At 42.7% G+C, this 25,523-nt stretch carries 23 protein-coding genes and 1 tRNA gene; all 24 read left to right on the top strand.

The features are described 5' to 3' along the window. Window positions 1-26: 26 nt before the first annotated feature. The 24 genes from xseA (at window position 27) to smc (ending at window position 25,489) form a co-directional block, all read left to right on the top strand. Window positions 27-1,367, top strand: coding sequence for an exodeoxyribonuclease VII large subunit (gene xseA, locus HMPREF2853_RS06855; protein WP_070535411.1), 1,341 nt, complete (start codon window positions 27-29; stop codon window positions 1,365-1,367). Continuing rightward, the gene (locus HMPREF2853_RS06850) at window positions 1,345-1,557 is read left to right on the top strand and encodes an exodeoxyribonuclease VII small subunit (protein WP_000043226.1); all 213 of its coding nucleotides are present in this window, start codon (window positions 1,345-1,347) and stop codon (window positions 1,555-1,557) included. Before xseA ends, HMPREF2853_RS06850 begins: the two co-directional genes overlap by 23 nt. After that, window positions 1,554-2,429, top strand: a complete 876-nt coding sequence (locus tag HMPREF2853_RS06845; RefSeq protein ID WP_049549999.1) for a polyprenyl synthetase family protein — start codon at window positions 1,554-1,556, stop codon at window positions 2,427-2,429. Before HMPREF2853_RS06850 ends, HMPREF2853_RS06845 begins: the two co-directional genes overlap by 4 nt. Then, a complete protein-coding gene (locus tag HMPREF2853_RS06840) occupies window positions 2,422-3,237 on the top strand; it encodes a TlyA family RNA methyltransferase (protein WP_049550000.1) in 816 nt (271 codons plus the stop codon). Before HMPREF2853_RS06845 ends, HMPREF2853_RS06840 begins: the two co-directional genes overlap by 8 nt. Continuing rightward, window positions 3,230-3,661, top strand: coding sequence for an arginine repressor (locus HMPREF2853_RS06835; protein WP_001034390.1), 432 nt, complete (start codon window positions 3,230-3,232; stop codon window positions 3,659-3,661). The genes HMPREF2853_RS06840 and HMPREF2853_RS06835 overlap by 8 nt, the downstream gene beginning before the upstream one ends. 6 nt (window positions 3,662-3,667) lie before the next feature. Then, window positions 3,668-5,335: a DNA repair protein RecN gene (gene recN / locus HMPREF2853_RS06830; protein ID WP_070535409.1), complete on the top strand. Its 1,668-nt coding sequence runs from the start codon at window positions 3,668-3,670 to the stop codon at window positions 5,333-5,335. Then, window positions 5,336-6,064 carry a metallophosphoesterase family protein gene (locus HMPREF2853_RS06825; RefSeq protein ID WP_000133347.1) on the top strand — a complete coding sequence of 243 codons (729 nt, stop codon included), beginning with the start codon at window positions 5,336-5,338 and terminating at the stop codon, window positions 6,062-6,064. Between the two features lie 78 nt (window positions 6,065-6,142). Further along, window positions 6,143-7,966, top strand: coding sequence for a translation elongation factor 4 (gene lepA, locus HMPREF2853_RS06820; protein ID WP_001047193.1), 1,824 nt, complete (start codon window positions 6,143-6,145; stop codon window positions 7,964-7,966). Between the two features lie 144 nt (window positions 7,967-8,110). After that, entirely contained in the window at window positions 8,111-8,740 is a 630-nt protein-coding gene (locus HMPREF2853_RS06815; protein WP_000734760.1) for a hypothetical protein, read from the top strand. Window positions 8,741-8,820: 80 nt separating this feature from the next. Further along, window positions 8,821-9,669 (top strand): DNA-processing protein DprA, encoded by an 849-nt coding sequence (gene dprA / locus HMPREF2853_RS06810; RefSeq protein ID WP_070535407.1) that lies wholly within the window; start codon window positions 8,821-8,823, stop codon window positions 9,667-9,669. Window positions 9,670-9,786: 117 nt separating this feature from the next. Beyond that, the gene (gene topA, locus HMPREF2853_RS06805) at window positions 9,787-11,874 is read left to right on the top strand and encodes a type I DNA topoisomerase (RefSeq protein WP_070535405.1); all 2,088 of its coding nucleotides are present in this window, start codon (window positions 9,787-9,789) and stop codon (window positions 11,872-11,874) included. A 106-nt stretch (window positions 11,875-11,980) separates the two neighbouring features. Continuing rightward, on the top strand, window positions 11,981-12,340 hold the full coding sequence (locus HMPREF2853_RS06800; protein ID WP_001237224.1) for a YbaN family protein: 360 nt from the start codon (window positions 11,981-11,983) through the stop codon (window positions 12,338-12,340). 93 nt (window positions 12,341-12,433) lie between these two features. Continuing rightward, a complete protein-coding gene (locus HMPREF2853_RS06795) occupies window positions 12,434-13,066 on the top strand; it encodes a copper homeostasis protein CutC (RefSeq protein ID WP_000638806.1) in 633 nt (210 codons plus the stop codon). 43 nt (window positions 13,067-13,109) lie between these two features. Then, the gene (locus tag HMPREF2853_RS06790) at window positions 13,110-13,766 is read left to right on the top strand and encodes an MmcQ/YjbR family DNA-binding protein (protein WP_000461563.1); all 657 of its coding nucleotides are present in this window, start codon (window positions 13,110-13,112) and stop codon (window positions 13,764-13,766) included. Between the two features lie 314 nt (window positions 13,767-14,080). Further along, entirely contained in the window at window positions 14,081-15,643 is a 1,563-nt protein-coding gene (locus HMPREF2853_RS06785) for a 2-isopropylmalate synthase (RefSeq protein WP_001233209.1), read from the top strand. Window positions 15,644-15,654: 11 nt separating this feature from the next. Next, window positions 15,655-16,692, top strand: a complete 1,038-nt coding sequence (gene leuB / locus HMPREF2853_RS06780) for a 3-isopropylmalate dehydrogenase (RefSeq protein WP_070535403.1) — start codon at window positions 15,655-15,657, stop codon at window positions 16,690-16,692. Continuing rightward, the gene (locus tag HMPREF2853_RS06775) at window positions 16,689-16,958 is read left to right on the top strand and encodes a DUF1294 domain-containing protein (protein WP_000700094.1); all 270 of its coding nucleotides are present in this window, start codon (window positions 16,689-16,691) and stop codon (window positions 16,956-16,958) included. The genes leuB and HMPREF2853_RS06775 overlap by 4 nt, the downstream gene beginning before the upstream one ends. Before the next feature lie 3 nt (window positions 16,959-16,961). Beyond that, entirely contained in the window at window positions 16,962-18,344 is a 1,383-nt protein-coding gene (leuC, locus tag HMPREF2853_RS06770) for a 3-isopropylmalate dehydratase large subunit (RefSeq protein ID WP_000907569.1), read from the top strand. 9 nt (window positions 18,345-18,353) lie between these two features. Further along, window positions 18,354-18,947, top strand: coding sequence for a 3-isopropylmalate dehydratase small subunit (gene leuD, locus HMPREF2853_RS06765; protein ID WP_000410638.1), 594 nt, complete (start codon window positions 18,354-18,356; stop codon window positions 18,945-18,947). Between the two features lie 26 nt (window positions 18,948-18,973). Next, entirely contained in the window at window positions 18,974-19,753 is a 780-nt protein-coding gene (locus tag HMPREF2853_RS06760) for an L-threonylcarbamoyladenylate synthase (RefSeq protein WP_049500019.1), read from the top strand. Window positions 19,754-19,951: 198 nt separating this feature from the next. Next, a complete protein-coding gene (locus tag HMPREF2853_RS06755) occupies window positions 19,952-20,938 on the top strand; it encodes a GMP reductase (RefSeq protein ID WP_000931170.1) in 987 nt (328 codons plus the stop codon). A 67-nt stretch (window positions 20,939-21,005) separates the two neighbouring features. Then, window positions 21,006-21,077 (top strand) — tRNA-Arg (locus tag HMPREF2853_RS06750). 183 nt (window positions 21,078-21,260) lie between these two features. Further along, window positions 21,261-21,959, top strand: a complete 699-nt coding sequence (gene rnc / locus HMPREF2853_RS06745) for a ribonuclease III (protein WP_000661471.1) — start codon at window positions 21,261-21,263, stop codon at window positions 21,957-21,959. Beyond that, window positions 21,950-25,489 (top strand): chromosome segregation protein SMC, encoded by a 3,540-nt coding sequence (smc, locus tag HMPREF2853_RS06740; RefSeq protein ID WP_070535401.1) that lies wholly within the window; start codon window positions 21,950-21,952, stop codon window positions 25,487-25,489. Before rnc ends, smc begins: the two co-directional genes overlap by 10 nt. Window positions 25,490-25,523 lie beyond the last annotated feature (34 nt).

The raw sequence follows: 25,523 nt of genomic DNA, 5'->3' as shown, positions 1-25,523 counted from the left end.
AGCAAGAAAATGAATAGTAGGTGGAGATGGAAAAGTATTTATCGGTAACAACTTTGACCAAGTATCTGAAAATGAAATTCGATAAAGACCCTTACTTGGAACGGGTCTATTTAACTGGTCAAGTTTCCAACTTTCGTAAACGACCTACTCACCAATATTTCTCCTTAAAAGATGACCATGCAGTTATTCAAGCGACCATATGGTCAGGGATCTATCAGAAATTAGGTTTCGACCTCGAAGAGGGAATGAAGATCAATGTAATTGGGCGTGTGCAGGTTTATGAACCCAGTGGGAGCTACTCTATCATCATTGAAAAGGCTGAGCCTGATGGAGTTGGTGCGCTTGCGATTCAGTTTGAACAACTCAAGAAGAAACTGACAGAAGAAGGCCTGTTTCAAGAACGTTTCAAGCAACCTCTTCCCCAATTTTCTAAGCGAATTGGTGTGGTAACCAGTCGCAGTGGAGCTGTTATTCGAGATATTATCACGACCGTCAGCAGGCGATTTCCAGGTGTCGATATTCTTCTCTATCCGACCAAGGTTCAAGGTGATGGAGCGGCAGAAGAAATTGCTCGAAATATTGCGCGTGCTAATCAACGGGACGATTTGGATTTGCTGATTATTGGTCGTGGTGGGGGTTCCATCGAGGATCTCTGGGCCTTTAACGAAGAAATTGTGGTACGAGCCATTTTTGAATCTCGTTTGCCAGTTATTTCTAGTGTTGGGCATGAGACAGATGTGACCTTGGCGGATTTTGTAGCGGATCGTCGGGCGGCGACACCAACAGCTGCAGCTGAACTGGCAACACCTGTAACCAAGTTGGATCTTCTGACTCATTTGCAAAATCAAGAAAAGCGGATGGCGACAGCAGTTCAGAATGTACTGTCAAGAAAAAAGGAAGCTCTGAAAAAATGCAGTCAGTCAGTCATCTTTAGACAGCCAGAGCGCTTGTACGATGGATATTTGCAACGGTTAGATCAACTACAACTGCGATTAAAACAAAGTTTGCGAACACGGATTTCTGATAATAAACAGTTAGTCCAAGCAAGGACGCATCAACTAGTCCAATTATCACCTATAACCAAAATCCAGCGTTATCAAGACCGTTTAGGTCAGTTGGACAAGCTCCTACGTAGCCAAATGGCGCTGGTTTATGATGCCAAGGTCGCTGAAGTCAAGCGACTTTCAGAAGCCTTACTGATGTTGGATACCAGTCGAATCGTGGCGCGTGGTTATGCAATTGTCAAAAAAGAAGAGTCCGTAGTCGATTCTGTTGAGATGTTAAATAAAAAAGACCAAGTGACGCTTTTGATGCGAGATGGTCAAGTAGAATTAGAGGTTAAAGATGTCAAAACAAAAGAAATTTGAGGAAAATCTAGCAGAACTAGAGACCATTGTACAAAGTTTGGAAAATGGTGAAATCGCTCTGGAAGATGCGATTGCTGCCTTTCAAAAGGGCATGGTCTTGTCAAAAGAGCTCCAAGCGACGCTGGACAAGGCTGAAAAAACCTTGGTCAAGGTCATGCAAGAAGACGGAACAGAAAGTGATTTTGAATGAAGAAGCAAGAAAAATTAGCTCTTGTCGAGTCTGCCTTGGAAGATTTTTATGGAGACCAGCAGTTTGCCTCTAGTTTGCGAGAGTCTGTTCTCTATTCCGTTCATGCTGGTGGCAAGCGTATTCGACCTTTTCTCTTATTAGAAGTTCTGGAAGCCTTGAAGGTCGCTATTAAACCAGCACACGCTCAAGTGGCCGCTGCCTTGGAAATGATTCATACAGGGAGCTTGATTCACGATGACCTTCCAGCTATGGATGACGACGATTATCGTCGGGGACGCTTGACCAATCACAAGAAATTTGGCGAAGCGATGGCAATATTGGCAGGTGATGCCTTGTTCCTAGATCCCTATGCCTTGATAGCGCAGGCAGATTTGCCAAGTCAGATCAAGGTGGATTTGATTGCCAACTTATCCCTTGCTTCAGGGAGTCTAGGTATGGTGGCAGGGCAGGTTTTAGATATGGAAGGCGAACACCAGCATTTGTCCTTGGAAGAACTCCAGACCATTCATGCCAATAAAACTGGAAAATTACTAGCCTATCCTTTCGAAGCCGCCGCTATCATAGCAGAATTAGCTCCAGAAATCCAAGCAAAATTGAAAATGGTTGGTGAATTGATTGGGCTGGCCTTTCAAGTTCGAGATGATGTGCTGGATGTGACCGCTAGTTTTGAGGAAATCGGCAAGACTCCACAAAAGGATTTGCAGGCTGAAAAATCAACCTATCCAGCCTTGTTGGGCTTGGAAGAGGCTATTGCCTTTTGTAACGAAACTCTGGATCAAGCCAATGCGAAATTAGAAGAAATTGTTGAGCAGGTTCCCTTTGAAACAGAGCCGATTGTGAAAGTAGTAGAAAGTTTGAGAATCAATGGCTAAGGAAAGAGTGGATGTACTAGCTTATAAACAGGGTTTGTTTGAGACACGAGAACAAGCCAAGCGGGGTGTTATGGCTGGGCTAGTCGTGGCAGTCCTTAATGGAGAACGCTTTGACAAACCAGGAGAGAAAATCCCAGATGATACTGAGCTAAAACTCAAGGGTGAAAAACTCAAGTATGTCAGTCGAGGTGGTCTAAAACTAGAGAAGGCCTTGCAGGTCTTTGATTTATCAGTGAATGGCGCAACCACGATTGATATTGGGGCTTCCACTGGAGGATTTACTGACGTCATGTTGCAAAATGGTGCTGAGTTAGTCTTTGCAGTCGATGTCGGTACCAATCAGTTGGCTTGGAAATTGCGTCAAGACCCGCGGGTTGTCAGCATGGAGCAGTTTAATTTCCGCTATGCTGAAAAGACTGACTTTGAGCAGGAACCGAGCTTTGCCAGTATTGATGTGAGTTTCATTTCCCTCAGTCTGATTTTGCCTGCCTTGCACCGTGTCTTGGCTGATAAAGGTCAGGTGGTAGCTCTGGTTAAGCCCCAGTTTGAAGCAGGTCGTGAGCAGATTGGAAAGAATGGAATCATTCGCGATGCCAAGGTTCATCAAACTGTCCTTGAAGCTGTCACTGCTATGGCAGTTGAACAAGGTTTTTCAGTGTTTGGTTTGGACTTTTCTCCAATCCAAGGTGGACATGGAAACATCGAATTTCTGGCATATTTGAAAAAGGAAGAGGGAGCAAGTAACCAAGTTGCTCCTGAAATAGAAAAAGTTGTAGAGAGAGCACATAGAGAATTTAAAAATGAATAAAAAAGAAAGACTTGAAAAAATTAGACGATTTGTGACGGATTATCAAATCGGTACTCAGGAAGAAATCGTTGAGCATTTGAAGGAAGCAGGTATTTCTGCTACGCAAGCCACTGTCTCAAGGGACATCAAAGAGCTTGGTATTGTTAAAATTCCTTTGAAGAATAACACCTATATCTATGAGTTGCCAAAATCAATCGTCAAAAGTTTGCAGTTGGCTGAGGACAATATTGTGAGTTCTGAGTTAATGGGAAATATGATCAACCTTGCTGTCATTCCTGGAAATACTATTTTTGTGAAGAGTCAGTTGGTTGAAGCATTTTCTGAACAGATTTTTAGCTGTCTAGCTGATGATGATTCTATCTTAATTGTAGCTAGAACAGCAGAGGCAGCTGAAGAAATTGTTGAACAAGTCAAAAAATGGTAGGTCAGTATGTTACTTGAAATTTCGATAAAAAACTTTGCCATTATTGAGGCGATTTCCCTCAATTTTGAAAAGGGTATGACTGTTTTAACCGGGGAAACGGGTGCTGGAAAGTCTATCATTATCGACGCTATGAATCTCATGTTGGGGGCTCGTGCAACGACAGACGTTATTCGTCATGGTGCGCCAAAGGCAGAGATTGAGGGGCTTTTTTCGGTTGAAAATAGTCGCCTTTTACAGGAACTTTTTGAAGAGCAAGGTTTAGAATTGGGTGATGAGATTATCATCCGCCGGGAAATTTTGCAAAATGGTCGTAGTGTTAGTCGCGTGAATGGTCAGATGGTCAATCTTTCTGTCTTGCGTGCCATTGGGCAACACCTTGTGGATATCCATGGTCAGCATGACCAAGAGGAGTTAATGCGTCCTCAACTGCACATCCAGATGTTGGATGAGTTTGGTGATGCTGCTTTCTTGGACTTGAAGGAGACCTATCAGACGAGCTTTGATGCCTATCGCAAAATGCGCAAGCAGGTTTTGGAAGTCAAGAAAAACCAGCAGGAACATAAGGCTCGTATTGAGATGTTGGAATTTCAAATGGCAGAGATTGAGGCAGCGAACTTACAGGCTGGTGAAGACTTAGCTCTCAACCAAGAACGAGATAAACTCCTCAATCATAAAAATATTGCGGATACGCTAACCAATGCCTACAGTATGCTGGACAATGAGGAATTCCCCAGTCTTGCTAATGTCCGTTCAGCCATGAATGACATGGAAAGTGTTGAAGAATACGACCCTGAATACCGTGAAATTTCAAGTTCTCTGTCTGAGACCTACTATGTTTTAGAAGATATTACAAAGCGTTTGGAAGATATTATTGAGGACTTGGATTTTGATGGCAATCGTCTCATGCAGGTTGAAAATCGCTTAGACCTTATAAATACTATTACACGCAAGTACGGTGGAACTGTGGACGATGTTTTGCTTTATTTTGCCAAGATTACGGAAGAGTACAATCTCTTGACTGGAAATAATCTTTCTTCCGAAGATATGGAAGCAGAACTCAAGAAATTGGAAGTTAATCTTGTTGATTTGGCAGGTCAGCTTGCATCTGCTCGCCATGATTTGGCCCAGCAGCTTGAGGCAGAGATTAAACAAGAACTGCAAGATCTCTATATGGAGAAGGCTCAATTTCAGGTTCGCTTTAGTAAGAGTAAGTTCAGCCGTGAAGGAAATGAAGCAGTCGAATTTTACATTTCCACCAACCCAGGTGAGGACTTTAAGCCTTTGGTCAAAGTTGCATCTGGTGGGGAATTATCCCGCCTCATGCTAGCTATTAAATCCGCCTTTTCTCGCAAAGAAGGTAAGACTAGTATTGTCTTTGATGAGGTGGATACGGGAGTTTCAGGTCGTGTGGCCCAAGCCATTGCTCAAAAGATTCATAAGATTGGTCAGCATGGTCAGGTTCTTGCTATTTCTCACCTTCCACAAGTGATTGCCATCGCGGATTATCAATTCTTTATTGAGAAGATTAGCGATGAGCACTCAACGGTGTCGACGGTTCGCCTTTTGACTTTAGAAGAGCGAGTAGAGGAAGTAGCTAAGATGTTGGCTGGGGAAAATGTAACCGAAGCTGCCCTTACCCAAGCCAGAGAATTATTGCAAACGAGGATGAAATAAATGACAGACTATTATGTAATTGGAGATGTTCACGGAAAGGCAGGTATGCTAGAAGATCTGCTCAAGACCTGGGATGGTCAAACTCAGTTGCTCTTTCTAGGGGATTTGATTGACCGAGGTGAAGACAGTCGCCGTGTTCTAGAGATGGTCAAAGACTTGGTCGACAATCAAGGAGCTATTTGTTTATCAGGTAACCATGAGTATATGTTTCTGACTTGGCTTGATGACCCAGAAGAAAGCTATGACCATTATCGTCGCAATGGTGGTGATACAACCATTAACTCAATTTTAGGTCGTCCCTTGGATGCACCAGTTGATGGCGTAGAAGATGCCAAGCGTGTTGCGACTGAAGCGGCAGACTTGGTCGAATTTATTCGTCAAATGCCATTTGTGGTAGAGACAGACAAATATATCTTTGTTCACGCAGGTATTGATTTGACCTTGGATGATTGGCATGAAACGACTGATTACAAGAAAGTCTGGCTCAGAAAGCCATTCCACGAAGCCGAAAATCATACTGGGAAAATCATTGTCTTTGGGCATACACCAGTTTATGGTTTGCTAAAGCAAGACCGAGGTACTGCTGAGCTTTGGATGACAGAAGATGGCAAGATTGGCATGGATGGAGGAGCTGTTTATGGTGGTGTCCTTCATGGAATCGTCTTTACAGACCAAGGAATGACCGAACACCACTTTATCGAAAATGATGGTTTTATTGCCGAAGATTAGTACTCCTAGCAGGGTATGGTCTTGTCAAAATGTTAAAAACAATTTATAATTAATAGATACCCTGAAAGGAAGAGCATCATGAACTTAGAAGAATTGAAGAAACGACAGGAGAAGATTCGGAACTTCTCTATTATCGCCCATATTGACCATGGGAAATCAACCCTAGCAGACCGCATTTTGGAAAAGACGGAGACCGTTTCTAGTCGTGAAATGCAAGCCCAACTTCTAGATAGTATGGATCTTGAGCGTGAACGTGGGATTACCATTAAACTCAATGCCATTGAGCTCAATTACACTGCAAAAGATGGCGAAACCTATATTTTCCACTTGATTGATACACCAGGACACGTGGACTTTACCTATGAAGTGTCGCGTTCGCTAGCTGCCTGTGAAGGAGCGATTTTGGTGGTTGATGCGGCTCAAGGGATTGAAGCTCAAACTCTTGCTAACGTTTATCTAGCCTTGGACAATGATTTGGAAATTCTGCCAGTCATTAACAAGATTGACCTTCCAGCAGCTGATCCAGAGCGTGTTCGTACAGAGATTGAGGATGTCATCGGACTGGATGCCAGCGAAGCAGTCTTAGCTTCAGCCAAAGCTGGTATTGGTATTGAAGAAATTCTTGAGCAGATCGTTGAAAAAGTGCCAGCACCAACGGGTGATGTTGCAGCTCCATTAAAAGCCTTGATTTTCGACTCAGTTTATGATGCCTATCGTGGGGTTATCCTCCAAGTGCGTGTTATGGACGGAGTGGTTAAACCTGGCGATAAGATTCAGCTCATGAGCAATGGCAAGACCTTTGATGTGACGGAGGTCGGTATTTTCACGCCGAAAGCAGTTGGTCGTGATTTTCTTGCGACTGGTGACGTTGGTTATATTGCGGCTTCTATCAAAACGGTTCAAGATACCCGTGTGGGTGATACAGTTACTCTAGCAAGCAATCCAGCAGCAGAACCGCTAGATGGATACAAGCAGATGAATCCTATGGTCTTTGCGGGTCTTTATCCAATCGAATCAAACAAGTACAATGACCTTCGTGAAGCCCTTGAAAAATTGCAGCTCAACGATGCCAGCCTGCAGTTTGAACCAGAAACATCTCAGGCGCTTGGATTCGGTTTCCGTTGTGGATTCCTTGGACTTCTCCATATGGATGTTATCCAAGAGCGTTTAGAACGTGAGTTCAATATTGACCTCATCATGACAGCTCCGTCTGTTATTTACAAGGTTAACCAAACTGACGGTGAATCTATGGATGTGTCTAACCCCTCTGAATTTCCAGATCCAACCAAGATTGCGACTATTGAAGAACCGTATGTCAAGGCGCAAATCATGGTACCGCAGGAGTTTGTCGGAGCAGTTATGGAACTAGCTCAGCGCAAGCGTGGGGACTTTGTAACCATGGACTATATTGATGACAATCGTGTTAATGTCATCTATCAAATTCCACTTGCTGAAATTGTCTTTGACTTCTTTGATAAGCTTAAGTCTTCGACACGTGGTTATGCAAGTTTTGACTACGAATTGTCAGAGTATCGCCCATCTAAACTGGTCAAAATGGATATCCTTCTCAATGGGGACAAGGTGGATGCCCTCAGCTTTATCGTTCACAAGGATTTTGCCTACGAACGTGGGAAACTCATCGTGGATAAGCTCAAGAAAATCATCCCTCGTCAACAATTTGAGGTGCCAATTCAAGCAGCTATTGGGCACAAAATCGTGGCTCGTACTGATATCAAGGCCCTTCGTAAGAACGTACTTGCCAAATGTTACGGTGGTGACGTTTCTCGTAAACGCAAACTCCTTGAAAAACAAAAAGCTGGTAAGAAACGCATGAAGGCTATCGGATCAGTAGAAGTCCCACAAGAAGCCTTCCTTAGCGTCTTGAGCATGGATGAAGAATAGAAATAGAAAATAAAACTCTTGAAGATTTTTCAAGAGTTTTTGCTTTAAATGTGAGCTATAAAATCGGAAACTAACAGAATAGATTAGGTTAGAATTTGACAGAAGTCCATATTTTTCTTATAATGCAGATGGAAAGGTGGTAGGATGAAAAAATTATTAATTTTAGGTACTGTAGTTACTGCTAGTGTTTTTCTAGCTTCATGCTCCAATAAATCACAAACAGCAACCGAAGAAAGTTCGTCTGCAGTTGTTAGTTCTTCTAGCAGTCAGGAAACGAGTAGCTCTAGCTCTGACGTTTCTGAAGCGAAAAAGGAAGAGACGCAAATCATTGGTTCGAATGAATATGGTTTTGTCAAGGTACCCAAATCATGGGTTCGATTCCATGAAGTAGAAGGTGGAAATGATATACAGTATAGTGATGGAACAGATATCAACATTGTTACGCTGAATACCTTCAAGGCTGAGCAGTTTAATATCAGCGAAGAAGAATATGCTAAACTGGATGTTGTGGCTGTCTCATCTAGTATTTTAACTTCCAAAGAACAAAGCTCTGATTTCAGTAAGGTTTGGGGCTCCAAATCGACCATTGGAGGTTATGAAGCCTATGTTGTCAATGCAATTGCTAAGTCAGGGAAATACCTCGTTACTTGGGTTTTCCGATCAAATGATGGTAAAATCCGCTATGTTTCACTTGAAGGGGATGGGGAAACTTTAAAAACAATCTTACCGATGGTTGAAAGTAGCTGGTCAAATACTAAAGCTAAAGCTGAATAAATGAAAAAAAGAAGATTCTTGGTCTTCTTTTTATTTTTTTACGAATAGATAGATGAGTAGAAAAAGAAATGGAGTTGTATATGAAGATCACAAACTATGAGATTTACAAATTGAGAAAAGCTGGGCTGACAAATCAACAGATTTTAACTGTTCTTGAATACGATGAGACTGTAGATCAGGAGCTCTTGCTAGGTGACATTGCAGAAATATCGGGATGCCGTAATCCTGCTGTCTTTATGGAACGCTATTTCCAGATAGATGATGCACAGTTGGAGAAGGAGTTTCAAAAATTCCCATCCTTCTCGATTCTAGACGACTGTTATCCTTGGGATCTGAGTGAGATTTATGATGCTCCAGCGATCTTGTTTTATAAAGGGAATCTAGACTTATTGAAATTTCCAAAGGTTGCTCTTGTAGGGAGTCGTTCATGTTCAAGTCAGGGAGCAAAGTCGGTTCAGAAAGTCATTCAAGGTTTGGAAAACGAGTTAATTGTGGTCAGTGGTTTGGCCAAAGGGATTGATACGGTTGCCCATATGGCTGCACTCCAGAATGGAGGAAGAACGATTGCCGTCATTGGAACAGGCTTGGATGTTTTCTACCCCCGTGCCAATAAACGTTTGCAAGAACACATTGGCAATCACCATTTGGTACTTAGCGAATACGGACCAGATGAAGAACCCTTGAAATTTCACTTTCCAGCTCGTAATCGCATCATTGCTGGCCTTTGCCGTGGTGTGATCGTTGCAGAGGCAAGGATGCGTTCTGGTAGTCTTATTACTTGTGAGCGAGCTATGGAAGAAGGACGCGATGTTTTTGCCATTCCAGGAAACATTTTAGATGGCCATTCAGATGGCTGTCACCACCTGATTCAAGAGGGAGCAAAGCTGATTAGCAGTGGTCAAGATGTGTTGGCTGAGTTTGAATTTTAAGGAGAAATTTGTTCACTCATATAAACTTTTCTTCTATATATAGGAGTTAGGTCTTGACAGCTATAGAAAAATGGTTTACACTTTATAAAGTTTATTACTTTGAAAAGGTGTGATAGTGTGGCTACGGCAACAAAGAAGAAAAAATCAACAGTTAAAAAAAATCTAGTCATCGTAGAGTCTCCTGCCAAGGCGAAAACGATTGAGAAATATCTAGGCAGAAATTACAAGGTTTTAGCCAGTGTCGGGCATATACGTGATTTGAAAAAATCCAGTATGTCGGTCGACATTGAAAATAACTATGAACCGCAGTATATCAATATCCGTGGAAAAGGCCCTCTCATTAATGACTTGAAAAAAGAAGCTAAAAAGTCCAATAAAGTCTTTCTGGCGAGTGACCCGGACCGTGAAGGAGAAGCAATTTCCTGGCATTTGGCTCATATCCTTGATTTGGATGAGAATGATGCCAACCGTGTGGTTTTTAATGAAATCACCAAAGACGCAGTAAAAAATGCCTTTAAAAAACCTCGCAAGATTGACATGGACTTGGTCGATGCCCAACAAGCTCGTCGTGTCTTGGACCGCTTGGTAGGGTATTCGATTTCGCCTATTTTGTGGAAAAAGGTTAAGAAGGGCTTATCAGCAGGGCGCGTGCAGTCAGTTGCCCTTAAACTCATCATTGACCGTGAAAATGAAATCAATGCCTTCCAACCGGAAGAATACTGGACAATTGATGGTGTTTTTAAGAAGGGAACCAAACAATTTCAGGCTTCTTTCTATGGTATGAATGGCAAAAAGATGAAATTGACCACCAATGAAGAGGTCAAAGAAGTCTTGTCCCATTTGACTAGTAAAGATTTCACAGTAGACCAGGTAGATAAGAAAGAACGCAAACGCAATGCGCCCCTACCGTATACAACTTCAACCATGCAAATGGATGCGGCTAACAAAATTAATTTCCGTACTCGAAAGACCATGATGGTGGCTCAACAGCTCTATGAAGGGATCAATATCGGATCAGGTGTGCAAGGTTTGATTACCTATATGCGTACTGACTCGACTCGTATCAGTCCTGTGGCTCAGAACGAAGCTGCAAGCTACATTAACGACCGTTTTGGTAGCAAGTATTCCAAGCATGGTAGCAAGGTCAAGAATGCCTCAGGTGCTCAGGATGCCCACGAAGCCATTCGTCCATCTAGTGTCTTTAACACACCTGAAAGCATCGCTAAGTACTTGGACAAAGACCAGCTCAAGCTCTATACCCTGATCTGGAACCGTTTTGTGGCTAGCCAGATGACAGGCGCTATCTTTGATACCATGGCTGTTAAATTGTCTCAAAATGGGGTTCAATTTGCTGCCAATGGTAGTCAGGTTAAGTTTGATGGTTATCTTGCCATTTATAATGATTCTGATAAGAATAAAATGTTGCCAGATATGGCAGTAGGAAATGTGGTCAAGCAGGTCAATAGCAAGCCAGAACAACATTTCACTCAACCGCCAGCTCGCTATTCGGAAGCGACTCTTATCAAGACCTTGGAAGAAAATGGAGTTGGACGCCCGTCAACCTATGCTCCGACCATTGAAACTATCCAAAAACGCTACTACGTTCGTCTGGCAGCAAAACGTTTTGAACCGACAGAACTGGGAGAAATTGTCAATAAACTCATCGTTGAATACTTCCCAGATATCGTAAACGTGACCTTCACAGCTGAGATGGAAGGGAAACTGGATGATGTCGAAGTTGGAAAAGAGCAGTGGCAACGTGTTATTGACGAATTTTATAAACCATTCTCCAAAGAAGTAGCCAAGGCTGAATCCGAAATGGAAAAAATCCAGATCAAGGATGAGCCAGCTGGATTTGACTGTGAAGTTTGTGGCAGTCCAATGGTGATTAAGCTCGGTCGTTTTGGTAAATTCTATGCTTGTAGCAACTTCCCAGACTGCCGTCATACACAAGCGATTGTTAAGGAGATTGGAGTCGAGTGTCCAAGCTGTCATCAAGGACAAATCATTGAACGCAAAACCAAGCGCAATCGTATCTTCTATGGTTGCAATCGTTACCCAGAATGTGAGTTTACTTCCTGGGACAAACCAATTGGCCGTGACTGTCCAAAATGCGGACACTTCCTTGTGGAGAAAAAAGTCCGTGGTGGTGGTAAGCAGGTTGTATGTAGTAATGGCGACTACGAAGAAGAGAAAATTAAATAAAATGCAGAGTCCTGAAAATGAATTTCAGGCTCTTTTTGGCTGGAGCTTGACAAATCTCCCCCTTGTATGCGAAACTAGAGGAAGAGTAATTTATCTAGGAGAAATCATGCGTCTCATTTACCTCAGTATTGGCTTTATTTCACTGGCTTTAGCTGTTATTGGAGTTGTATTACCACTTTTGCCAACAACGCCCTTTCTTTTGTTAGCTATCGCTTGCTTTTCAAAATCTTCTAAGCGTTTTGAAGACTGGCTTTATCATACAAAGCTTTATCAGACTTATGTAGCGGACTTTCGGGAAACCAAGTCAATAGCGCGAGAACGAAAGAAAAAAATCATCGTATCTATCTATATCTTGATGGGGATTTCTATTTATTTTGCCCCTCTTTTGCCAGTCAAAATCGGTCTGGGAGCCTTGACTATCTTTATCACCTACTATCTCTTTAAAGTCATTCCTGACAAAGAATAGATAAAAATAGTAGTTATTTGCCTTGATAAAAATGAAAGCATAGTTAAAATAATATGATATAATAAATTTAAAGAAAACATCAAGGAGAATCAAATGATTTACGAATTTTGTGCTGAAAATGTGACCTTGCTTGAAAAAGCGATGCAGGCTGGAGCTCGTCGAATCGAACTTTGTGACAATCTAGCAGTGGGTGGAACAACACCTAGCTATGGAGTGACCAAGGCAGCGGTTGAACTGGCAGCTAACTACGACACCACCATCATGACTATGATTCGTCCACGTGGTGGCGACTTTGTCTATACTGATCTTGAAATAGCGATCATGCTAGAAGACATTCGTTTGACTACTCAGGCTGGAAGTCAAGGGGTTGTATTTGGGGCTTTAACTGCTGATAAGAAGTTAGATAAGCCTAATCTTGAGAAGTTGATTGCCGCATCTAAAGGAATGGAAATTGTCTTTCACATGGCCTTTGATGAATTGAGTGATGAAGACCAGTTGGAAGCCATTGACTGGCTCAGCCAAGTCGGAGTCACTCGTATCTTAACTCGTGCTGGTGTGTCTGGAGATTCGCTAGAGAAACGTTTCGCTCATTATCACAGAATTTTGGAACAGGCTAAAGGTAAAATTGAAATCTTACCAGGTGGGGGGATTGACTTGGATAACCGTCAAACCTTTATCGAACAGTTGGGCGTGACACAATTGCATGGAACCAAGGTTGTCTTTTAAAAAATAGAAAGGAACTGCTAGCTTTTGGTAGCAGTTTTCACTTATGTTTGAAATTTTTAAATCCTATCAGTTTAATAAAGAAAAAGCTCATGCCTATGGTTTTGTAGAAAATGGGGAAGTCTGGACCTATAGTTGCCAGATTTTGCAGGGTGACTTTTTCATGACAGTCTCCATCACTCCTGATAATGTGAGTTTTCTTGTTTTTGACCAGGAAACGGGTGACCTTTATCCTCAAGTACATATGAAAAGTATGAGGGGAAGTTTTGTCGGAAGTGTCCGTGAGGCTTGTTTGGAGATTCTTTACCAGATTCGGAAGGCCTGCTTTGATGTACAGGATTTTATCTGCCCTCAGACTAAGCGTATCATTGATAAGATTCAGGAAAAGTATGGTAATCAGTTGGAGTATCTGTGGGAAAAGTCTCCTGATACAGCTGTATTGCGCCATGAAGACAATCAAAAATGGTATGCTCTTGTGATGAGAATCCCATGGGATAAGCTGGAGAAGGGGAGAGAAGGGCTAGCCGAAGCAGTCAATATTAAACACGACCAAGTAGCTGACTTACTTTCAAAAAAAGGCATTTATCCAGCCTTTCATATGAACAAACGCTACTGGCTTAGTCTGGCGCTTGATGATAGTTTGCAAGATGAAGAAGTGTTAGAACTCATCGAAAGAAGTTGGAACTTGACTGTGAAAAAATAAGGAAGGTTACTTGAGTTTTCAAATACTTTCAATTAGCAAAATATTCTTTACTGAAGAAATTTTCAGAAAATATTGGATTTTTTCTTGACAAGTGTTTTTAGCTATGCTAAAATACTAAACAAGATATCAAACGAAGGAGAAAGTCAAACATGAAAACAGCTAAGTTTAATCAATTTGCTTTGTTGTTGAGGTACTCGGGCTAGTGCAAAAGCATTAGTCCTGTTTGGCTTACCAAGCGGGAGTAAATCAACATCTCGCTTGGGCTTCTGAGCGAGATGTTTTTTTAAAACCACATTTGGAAAAGGGGAAATCTTATGCGTAAAGTTGAATTTTTTGATACAAGCCTTCGTGATGGGGAACAAACACCTGGTGTTAACTTCTCAATAAAGGAAAAAGTTTCCATTGCAAGACAGCTGGAGAAATGGGGAATTTCTGTAATTGAAGCTGGTTTTCCGGCTGCTAGTCCAGATTCATTTATAGCTGTTCAAGAAATTGCTAAAGCCATGAAAAAAACAGCAGTGACAGGATTAGCTCGTTCTGTAAAATCTGATATTGATGCTTGTTATGAGGCTCTTAAGGATGCCAAGTATCCTCAAATTCATGTCTTTATCGCTACCAGTCCGATTCACCGCAAGTATAAGCTCAATAAAAGCAAGGAAGAGATTTTAGAAGCTATCAAGGAACATGTTTCTTATGCTCGTTCTAAGTTTGAAATCGTCGAATTCTCTCCTGAAGATGCGACTAGAACAGAGTTGGATTTCCTCTTACAAGTCGTTCAAACAGCGGTCGATGCAGGTGCATCTTATATCAATATCCCTGACACAGTTGGCTTTACGACTCCAGAAGAGTTTGCTCGTATCTTTGATTACTTGACTGAAAATATTAAATCAGATCATAAAGTTGTCTTTGGTGTCCACTGTCACGATGATCTCGGTATGGCAACTGCAAATACTTTGACAGCAATTAAACACGGTGCTGGACGTGTCCAGGGAACTATTAATGGTATCGGTGAACGCGCAGGTAATGTTGCTCTTGAAGAAGTAGCTGTTGCTTTGAAGATTCGTGAGGATTTCTTCCAAGCAACTAGTGATATTGTTTTGGATGAAACAATGAATACGTCTGAAATGGTTTCTCGCTTCTCTGGTATTCCAGTTCCTAAAAATAAAGCTGTCGTTGGTGGTAATGCCTTTTCTCACGAGTCTGGTATTCACCAAGATGGAGTCCTTAAAAATCCTCTCACTTATGAGATCATCACACCTGAATTGGTCGGTGTCAAGAGTAATAGCCTTCCACTTGGTAAATTGTCTGGTCGCCATGCCTTTGTTGAGAAACTAAGGGAATTGGCTCTAGACTTTACAGAAGAGGATATCAAACCACTCTTTGCTAAGTTCAAGGCGTTAGCTGATAAAAAGCAAGAAATCACGGATGCAGATATTCGAGCTCTGGTAGCTGGAACCATGGTTGAAAATCCAGAAGGCTTCCACTTTGATGATTTACAACTTCAAACTCATGCAGATAATGACATTGAAGCTCTCGTTAGCCTGGCCAATATGGATGGTGAAAAAGTCGAATTTAATGCGACAGGGCAAGGTTCCGTTGAAGCGATCTTTAACGCTATCGATAAGTTCTTTAACCAATCTGTCCGCTTGGTGTCCTATACTATTGACGCGGTAACAGATGGTATCGATGCCCAGGCTCGTGTCTTGGTCACTGTTGAAAACAGAGATACAGAAACCATCTTTAACGCAGCAGGTCTCGATTTCGATGTATTGAAGGCTTCGGCTATTGCTTATATCAATGCCAATACTTTTGTTCAAAAAGAGAATGCAGGTGAGATGGGGCATAGCGTTTCCTACCGAGACATGCCTAGTGTGTAAAGGAGAAGGCTATGACAAAGAAAATAGTAGCTCTAGCAGGGGATGGAATCGGTCCAGAAATCATGGAAGCTGGTTTAGCGGTTCTGGAAGCTCTAGCTTCAAAAACAGGATTTAACTATGAGATAGACAGACGCCCCTTTGGAGGTGCGGGTATTGATGCTGTGGGGCATCCCTTACCTGATGAAACCCTCAAGGCATGTAGAGAAGCAGATGCTATTCTCCTTGCGGCTATCGGTAGTCCTCAGTATGATGGAGCATCGGTTCGGCCTGAACAAGGCTTGCTGGCTCTTCGTAAGGAACTCAATCTTTATGCCAATATTCGCCCTGTTAAGATTTTTGATAGTCTCAAGCATTTGTCACCTCTCAAACCGGAACGAATTGCTGGTGTAGACTTTGTCGTGGTGCGTGAGTTGACAGGTGGAATTTACTTTGGGGATCATATCCTTGAAGAGCGAAAAGCGCGTGATATCAACGACTACAGCTATGAGGAAGTAGAGCGGATCATTCGCAAGGCATTTGAAATCGCAAGAAGTCGCAGAAAAATCGTTACTAGTATCGATAAGCAAAATGTTCTAGCGACTTCAAAACTCTGGCGGAGAGTAGCTGAGGAAGTCGCTCAGGATTTCCCAGATGTAACCTTGGAACACCAGTTGGTGGACTCAGCTGCCATGCTCATGATTACCAATCCTGCCAAGTTTGATGTCATCGTGACGGAAAATCTTTTCGGAGATATTCTATCTGATGAATCAAGCGTTCTATCTGGCACGCTTGGAGTCATGCCATCAGCTAGTCATTCTGAAATAGGTCCAAGTCTTTATGAACCTATTCATGGTTCGGCACCTGATATTGCAGGTCAAGGAATTGCCAATCCTATTTCCATGATTTTGTCAGTTGCCATGATGTTGAGAGATAGCTTTGGACGTTATGAAGATGCGGAGCGTATCGAACGTGCTGTTGAAGCTAGTTTAGCGGTTGGCATTTTAACAAGAGATATTGGAGGACAGGCTTCGACCAAGGAAATGACAGAAGCTATCATTGAAAGATTATGAAGATAAATGAAGGAATAACACTTGCCCTCTTGATTTGGAATTTGCTGGTTTTCTTGATTTATGGCATTGACAAATCCAAGGCAAGAAGAGGTGCTTGGCGCGTCCCAGAGAAAATCTTACTCATTTTAGCCTTTACTTTTGGTGGTTTTGGTGCCTGGTTGGCAGGAATCACCTTTCACCACAAGACTAGAAAATGGTACTTTAAAACAGTTTGGTTTCTAGGGATGGTGACCACACTAGTAGCCTTATATTTTATTTGGAGGTAATGGATGGCAGGAAAATCGATTTTTGATAAATTATGGGACCGTCATGTCATCACAGGAGAAGAAGGGCAGCCCCAACTCATGTATGTGGACCAGCACTATATTCATGAAGTGACTAGTCCCCAAGCTTTTCAAGGATTACGAGATGCGGGGCGCAGATTGAGACGGCCCGACTTGACATTCGGAACCTTTGACCACAATGTACCAACGGTCAATATCTACGATATTCGAGATGTCATTTCTAAGGCTCAAATTGATAAGCTTGCTGAAAATGTTGAGGAGTTTGGGATTGAACATGCTGCCCATGGTTCTGAAAAGCAGGGAATCGTTCACATGGTAGGTCCAGAAACAGGACGGACCCAACCAGGAAAATTCATCGTCTGTGGAGACAGTCATACAGCTACTCACGGAGCTTTCGGGGCTATCGCCTTTGGGATTGGGACCAGTGAGGTCGAGCATGTCTTTGCTACCCAGACCCTTTGGCAGGTCAAACCCAAGAAAATGCTGGTAGAGTTCACTGGTGTTCCTCAAAAAGGAGTTTATTCTAAGGATTACATTCTCGCCTTAATTGCCAAGTATGGTGTTGCTTGTGGTGTGGGATATGTGGTGGAATATCGTGGGCAAGCAATTGATGCACTGACCATGGAAGAGAGAATGACCATCTGCAATATGTCCATCGAGTTTGGCTCCAAGATGGGAATCATGAATCCAGATCAGACTACCTATGACTATCTCAAGGGACGGGAATGCGTCCCCGAAGCTTTCGAGGAGGCGGTTGCTGACTGGAAGACGCTTGTCAGCGATGATGATGCTGTTTATGATAAGGTTATCCAGATGGATGTCTCAGACTTGGCTCCTATGGTGACTTGGGGAACCAATCCTGCTATGGGCGTCGACTTTGACAGTAGTTTTCCAGAAATTAAGGATATGAATGATGAGCGAGCTTATCATTACATGGACTTGGAGCCTGGTCAAAAGCCAGCGGATATTGAACTAGGTTATATCTTTATCGGGTCTTGTACCAATGCTCGTCTCAGCGATTTACAACTGGCCGCGCGATTTGTCAAAGGGAAGAAAATAGCTCCTAACTTAACTGCTATCGTGGTTCCAGGCTCTCGTCCTGTCAAACGAGCTGCTGAGAAGTTGGGCTTGGATAAGGTTTTCTTAGACGCTGGCTTTGAGTGGAGAGACCCAGGTTGCTCTATGTGCCTGGGGATGAATCCGGACAAAGTCCCTGATGGGGTCCACTGTGCCTCAACCAGCAACCGCAACTTTGAAGATAGACAGGGATTTGGTGCTAAGACCCATCTCTGCAGTCCAGCCATGGCAGCTGCAGCGGCTATCGCAGGGCGCTTCGTAGATGTTCGGCAAATGCCAGAGGCCCAGTAAGGAGAGGATATGGAGAAATTTACAGTTTATACAGGAACGACCGTTCCTCTCATGAATGATAACATCGACACTGACCAAATACTCCCCAAGCAGTTTCTCAAGTTAATTGATAAAAAAGGCTTTGGTAAGTACCTTATGTATGCTTGGCGTTATCTAGACGATAACTACACCGAGGATCCAGACTTTGTTTTTAACCGACCTGAATATCGTAAAGCCAGTATTCTCATCTCAGGGGATAACTTTGGGGCAGGTTCTTCGAGAGAACACGCAGCTTGGGCTCTAGCCGACTATGGTTTTAAGGTCGTGATTGCAGGTTCTTTTGGGGATATTCATTACAATAATGAACTCAATAATGGCATGCTGCCTATTGTCCAACCTAGGGAGGTTAGAGAGAAACTAGCCCAACTCAAACCGACCGACCAGGTAACTGTGGACTTGGAACAACAAAAAATCATCTCACCAGTCGGAGAATTCACTTTCGAAATTGATAGAGAATGGAAACACAAGCTTTTAAATGGTTTGGATGATATCGGAATTACTTTGCAGTATGAAGATTTGATTGCTGCCTATGAAAAACAACGACCAGCCTACTGGCAGGAATAGAAAAATAGAAAAGGAACTATAGAACTATGACAAAACACATTCAATGGAACGGGACACTTTCACAAGAAGGCTATGACATTTTAAAAGGTGAGGGAGGTTGCATCGTTTGCCCCACAAAAGTTGGTTACATCATCATGACGAGCGATAAGGCAGGTCTTGAACGCAAATTTGAAGCTAAAGAGCGTAACCGTAACAAACCAGGTGTTGTACTTTGTGGTAGCATGGACGAGCTACGCGCTTTAGCACAACTCAACCCAGAAATTGAAGTCTTCTACCAAAAACATTGGGACGAAGACATTCTTCTAGGTTGTATCCTTCCATGGAAACCAGAAGCTTTTGAAAAACTTAAAGCATACGGTGATGGTCGTGAAGAACTTATGACTGACGTTCGTGGTACTAGCTGTTTTGTCATCAAGTTTGGTAAAGCTGGTGAACAGTTGGCTGCCAAACTTTGGGAAGAAGGTAAAATGGTCTACGCCTCATCAGCTAACCCATCTGGTAAAGGAAACCGCGGTAAGGTGGAAGGTATCGGAGAACGTATCGAAGGAGCAGTGGACCTTGTCATCGAAGCAGACGACTATGTGGCATCCATCCAACCCGATAAAACGATTGAAACGCGCTACGAGCAAGGTGTGATGGTATCTATGGTCGATAAAGACGGAAAACTCATCCCAGAACAAGGAGGAGACCGTTCAATCTCACCAGCTCCAGTTGTTATCCGCAAAGGGCTTGACATTGATAAAATCATGATGCATTTGTCAGATACCTTTAACTCATGGGACTACCGTCAAGGTGAGTATTATTAAGATTGAAGAAGAGGAGAGAATTTAATCTCTCCTCTTTCTCTCTCAATTTTACAAGCAAAAACCGAACAATATAATTTGATTATTAAAAATATTTGACAAAAACTGTACTTTGGTTTATAATTAATTAAGGAAACGTCGGAAAAGGCGTAGAGATGCGCAAGCATAGGTAGGTCATTACAAAAGAAACGAGACATCGATATGTTAAATGAATTTCCAATTTTTGATTACGAAGATATTCAGTTGATCCCAAATAAATGTGTCATTAAAAGCCGTGCAGAAGCAGACACGAGTGTCACACTTGGAAATCACACTTTCAAACTACCTGTTGTGCCAGCAAATATGCAGACGATTTTGGATGAGAACGTAGCAGAGCAACTGGCTAAAGGTGGCTACTTCTACATTATGCATCGTTTTGATGAGGCTGGGCGCATTCCTTTTATCAAACGCATGCACGATCAAGGCCTTATTGCATCCATCTCTGTCGGTGTCAAGGATTACGAGTATGACTTTGTTAGCCAACTCAAGGCTGATGCTCCTGAGTATATCACGATTGACATTGCTCATGGTCATGCGAATAGCGTGATTTCTATGATCCAACACATCAAGAAAGAATTACCAGATACATTTGTCATTGCTGGTAACGTGGGAACACCAGAAGCTGTTCGTGAATTGGAAAATGCTGGTGCGGATGCAACAAAGGTTGGAATCGGTCCTGGTAAGGTTTGTATTACCAAGGTCAAGACAGGTTTTGGTACAGGTGGCTGGCAGTTGGCTGCCCTACGTTGGTGTGCCAAGGCTGCGCGTAAACCGATCATCGCTGATGGTGGGATTCGTACTCATGGTGATATTGCCAAGTCTATCCGTTTCGGTGCCAGCATGGTCATGATTGGTTCCCTTTTTGCAGGACATATCGAAAGCCCAGGAAAGACGATTGAAGTCGATGGCGAACAGTTCAAAGAATACTATGGTTCAGCTTCTCAATATCAAAAAGGAGCCTATAAAAATGTGGAAGGTAAGCGCATCTTACTGCCTGCTAAAGGGCATTTGCAAGACACCCTTACTGAGATGGAGCAGGACTTGCAAAGTGCTATTTCCTACGCAGGTGGACGCAAGGTTGCGGACCTCAAACACGTTGATTATGTGATCGTGAAAAACTCTATCTGGAACGGGGATGCATCCCACTAATGGACGCTTAGTCCACCCATAAAAAACTTGTTATTAGAGCAAATTTCTGTTATAATAAGACAAGTTTCCACCCTTAGTGTAATGGATATCACGTAAGATTCCGGTTCTTGAGATGGGGGTTCGATTCCCTCAGGGTGGATGTAAAAAGTCTAAGAAAGCCTTACATAAGGCTTTTTTCTTTATCACGCCCCAAGTTTTCCCCTAAAAATAAAAAGTTTGTTCTAAAAAATGTTCAAATCCCCTTCACTCCCGTTTTAAAGTGACTCAGGGGGCTTTTTTTGTTATAATAAAAGAGACTGTTATCAGTTAGAAAGAGGTTGGTATGAAAGAATTACAAACTGTACTAAAGAAGCGTTTTGCAATCGAATTTGCAGACAAAAACTTACTGGAAACGGCCTTTACTCATACGAGTTATGCCAATGAGCACCGCCTCTTAAAAATTTCACACAATGAGCGCTTGGAATTTTTAGGAGACGCTGTTCTGCAATTATTGATTTCAGAATATCTTTATAAAAAATATCCTAAGAAACCAGAGGGAGATTTGTCTAAACTCCGTGCTATGATTGTCCGTGAGGAGAGTTTGGCTGGTTTTGCGCGTGATTGCCAGTTTGATCAGTTTATCAAGCTAGGAAAAGGGGAAGAAAAGTCTGGTGGTCGCAATCGTGACACTATTCTTGGAGATGCTTTTGAAGCCTTTCTGGGTGCTTTGCTTTTAGACAAGGATGTTGCTAGAGTAAAAGAGTTTATCTATCAGGTCATGATTCCCAAGGTTGAAGCAGGTGACTTTGAAATGATTAAGGATTACAAGACACATCTGCAAGAGTTGCTCCAGGTCAATGGAGATGTAGATATTCGCTACCAGGTTATCTCTGAGACAGGGCCTGCTCATGATAAGGTTTTTAATGTAGAAGTTCTGGTTGAAGGCAAGAGTATCGGAAAAGGTCAAGGCCGTTCTAAAAAATTGGCAGAACAAGAGGCCGCCAAAAATGCAGTTGAGAAAGGGCTGGATTCATGTATTTAAAGGAGATTGAGATTCAGGGATTCAAGTCCTTTGCTGACAAGACCAAGGTCGTCTTTGACCAAGGTGTGACAGCTGTCGTTGGGCCCAATGGTTCTGGGAAATCAAACATCACAGAAAGTCTGCGATGGGCCTTGGGAGAGTCCAGTGTCAAGAGTCTTCGTGGTGGCAAGATGCCTGACGTTATCTTTGCTGGGACTGAAAGTCGTAAACCGCTCAATTATGCCTCTGTTATCGTGACCTTGGACAATGAAGATGGCTTTATCAAGGATGCGGGGCAAGTTATTAAGGTAGAACGCCATATCTATCGTAGTGGTGATAGCGAGTATCGGATTGATGGCAAAAAAGTTCGCTTGCGTGATGTGCACGACCTTTTCTTGGATACAGGTTTGGGACGGGATTCATTCTCTATCATTTCTCAAGGGAAGGTTGAGGAAATTTTTAACTCCAAGCCCGAAGAACGCCGAGCTATTTTTGAAGAAGCTGCTGGGGTTTTAAAATACAAGACTCGTCGAAAAGAAACAGAAAGCAAACTGCAACAAACTCAAGACAATCTCGACCGCTTAGAAGACATTATCTTCGAGTTGGATAATCAAATCAAGCCCCTTGCAAAACAAGCTGAAAATGCTCGTAAGTTTCTTAACTTGGATGGTCAACGCAAGGCGATTTACTTGGATGTACTGGTTGCTCAAATCAAGGAAAACAAGGCTGAACTAGAGCTAACAGAAGAAGAGCTAACGCAGGTTCAGGAACTTTTGACTAGCTATTACCAAAAGCGTGAAGAGTTAGAAGAGGAAAATCAAACTCTTAAAAAGAAACGCCAAGATCTCCAAGCTGAAATGGCTAAAGACCAAGGAAGTTTGATGGATTTGACTAGTTTGATCAGTGACTTAGAGCGAAAACTAGCCCTATCCAAACTGGAATCTGAGCAAGTAGCCCTCAATCAACAAGAGGCACAAACCCGTTTGGCGACTTTGGAAGATAAGAGAAAGGTTTTAAGTAAGGAAAAGGCTGAAAAAGAAGCGAACTTGGAACAGTTAGAGAAAAGTCTAGCTGAAAACAACAAGGAACTCAATCGCCTAGAAGCAGAGTTGTTGGCATTTTCAGATGATCCTGACCAAATGATTGAACTCTTGCGTGAACGTTTTGTGGCGCTTTTACAAGAAGAAGCGGATGTCTCCAACCAACTGACCCGCATCGAGAATGAGTTGGAAAACAGCCGTCAGCTGTCTCAAAAACAAGCTGATCAACTTGAGAAACTGAAAGAACAACTGGCTACAGCTAAAGAAAAGGCCAGTCAACAGCAGGCTGAGCTTGAAACTGCCAAGGAGCAGGTTCAGAAATTATTGGCTGACTACCAAGCTAGTGCCAAGGAGCAAGAGGAGCAGAAAGTTTCTTTCCAAGCCCAGCAGAGCCAACTCTTTGACCGTCTGGACAGTCTCAAGAATAAGCAGGCTCGAGCCCAGAGCTTAGAGAATATCCTTAGAAATCATAGTAATTTTTATGCGGGTGTTAAGAGTGTTCTCCAAGAAAAAGACCGTCTTGGTGGGATCATTGGTGCAGTCAGTGAACATTTGACCTTTGAAGTGCATTATCAAACTGCTTTGGAGATTGCGCTTGGAGCTAGCAGTCAGCATATCATTGTAGAAGATGAAAACGCGGCAACAAAGGCGATTGATTTCCTAAAACGTAACAGAGCTGGTCGTGCAACCTTTCTTCCATTGACGACTATCAAGGCGCGTACGATTTCTAGTCAGAACCAAGATGCTATCGCTGCAAGTCCAGGATTTCTGGGAATGGCAGATGAGTTGGTGTCGTTTGATAAGAGACTAGAAGCCATTTTTAAGAACTTGCTTGCTACGACGGCTATCTTTGACACAGTAGAACACGCGCGTACGGCAGCTCGTCAAGTTCGCTATCAGGTTCGTGTGGTGACGCTTGATGGGACAGAGTTGCGTACAGGTGGTTCCTACGCGGGGGGTGCCAATCGTCAAAACAACAGTATTTTCATCAAGCCAGAGCTGGAGCAATTACAAAAAGAAATTGCTGAGGAAGAAGCTAACTTGCGGTCAGAAGAAGCGAGTTTGAAGACCTTGCAAGATGAGATGGCGGTATTGACTGAAAGATTAGAAGCTATCAAATCTCAGGGTGAGCAAGCTCGTATTCAGGAGCAAGGCTTGTATCTTGCTTATCAACAAACCAATCAGCAGGTCGAAGAACTGGAAACGCTTTGGAAACTTCAAGAAGAGGAATTAAATCGCCTATCTGAAGGAGATTGGCAAGCGGACAAGGAAAAATGCCAAGAGCGCCTCGCTACTATCGCCAGTGAAAAGCAAAATCTGGAAGCTGAGATTGAAGAGATTAAGTCTAACAAAAACGCTATTCAAGAACGTTATCAAAACTTGCAGGAACAGATTTCTCAAGCGCGCTTGCTTAAGTCCGAACTGCAAGGACAAAAGCGGTACGAAGTGACTGATATTGAACGCCTAGGTAAGGAACTGGATAATCTGGATATCGAGCAAGAGGAGATTCAGCGTCTCCTCCAAGAAAAGGTTGATAATCTTGAGAAAGTGGATACGGATTTGCTAAGTCAGCAGGTGGAAGAGGCCAAAACTCAGAAAACAAACCTCCAACAAGGTTTGATTCGCAAGCAGTTTGAGTTGGATGATATCGAGGGTCAACTGGATGATATTGCCAGCCATTTGGATCAGGCTCGTCAGCAGAATGAGGAGTGGATTCGTAAACAAACACGTGCTGAAGCCAAGAAAGAAAAGGTCAGCGAACGCTTGCGCTATCTACAAGCTCAACTAACAGACCAGTACCAGATCAGCTATAATGAGGCGCTAGAAAAAGCGCATGAACTGGAAAATCTCAATCTGGCAGAGCAAGAGGTTAAAGATCTTGAGAAGGCTATTCGCTCACTGGGGCCTGTCAACTTGGACGCAATTGACCAGTACGAAGAAGTTCATAACCGTCTAGACTTTCTAAATAGCCAACGAGATGATATTTTGTCTGCTAAAAACCTACTTCTTGAGACTATCACAGAGATGAATGATGAGGTTAAGGAACGCTTCAAATCAACCTTTGAGGCTATTCGTGAGTCCTTTAAAGTGACCTTTAGACAGATGTTTGGCGGAGGTCAAGCAGACTTGATATTGACTGAGGGCGATCTTTTAACAGCTGGTGTGGAGATTTCTGTTCAACCACCAGGTAAGAAAATCCAATCACTCAACCTCATGAGTGGTGGTGAAAAAGCCCTATCTGCTCTGGCTCTGCTCTTCTCAATCATCCGAGTTAAGACTATTCCTTTCGTCATCTTGGACGAGGTAGAGGCGGCGCTGGACGAAGCCAATGTCAAACGTTTTGGGGATTACCTCAACCGCTTTGATAAGGATAGTCAGTTTATCGTCGTAACTCACCGTAAGGGGACGATGGCGGCAGCTGATTCTATCTATGGAGTGACCATGCAAGAATCAGGTGTGTCTAAAATTGTCTCGGTTAAGTTAAAAGACTTAGAAGAAACAGTAGACTAGTTACCAAACGATAGCATCTCTTAGGAGGTGCTAT

This window comes from Streptococcus sp. HMSC077F03, assembly GCF_001812375.1.
Taxonomy (GTDB): domain Bacteria; phylum Bacillota; class Bacilli; order Lactobacillales; family Streptococcaceae; genus Streptococcus; species Streptococcus oralis_S.
This window is presented reverse-complemented; position numbering and strand designations above follow the sequence as displayed.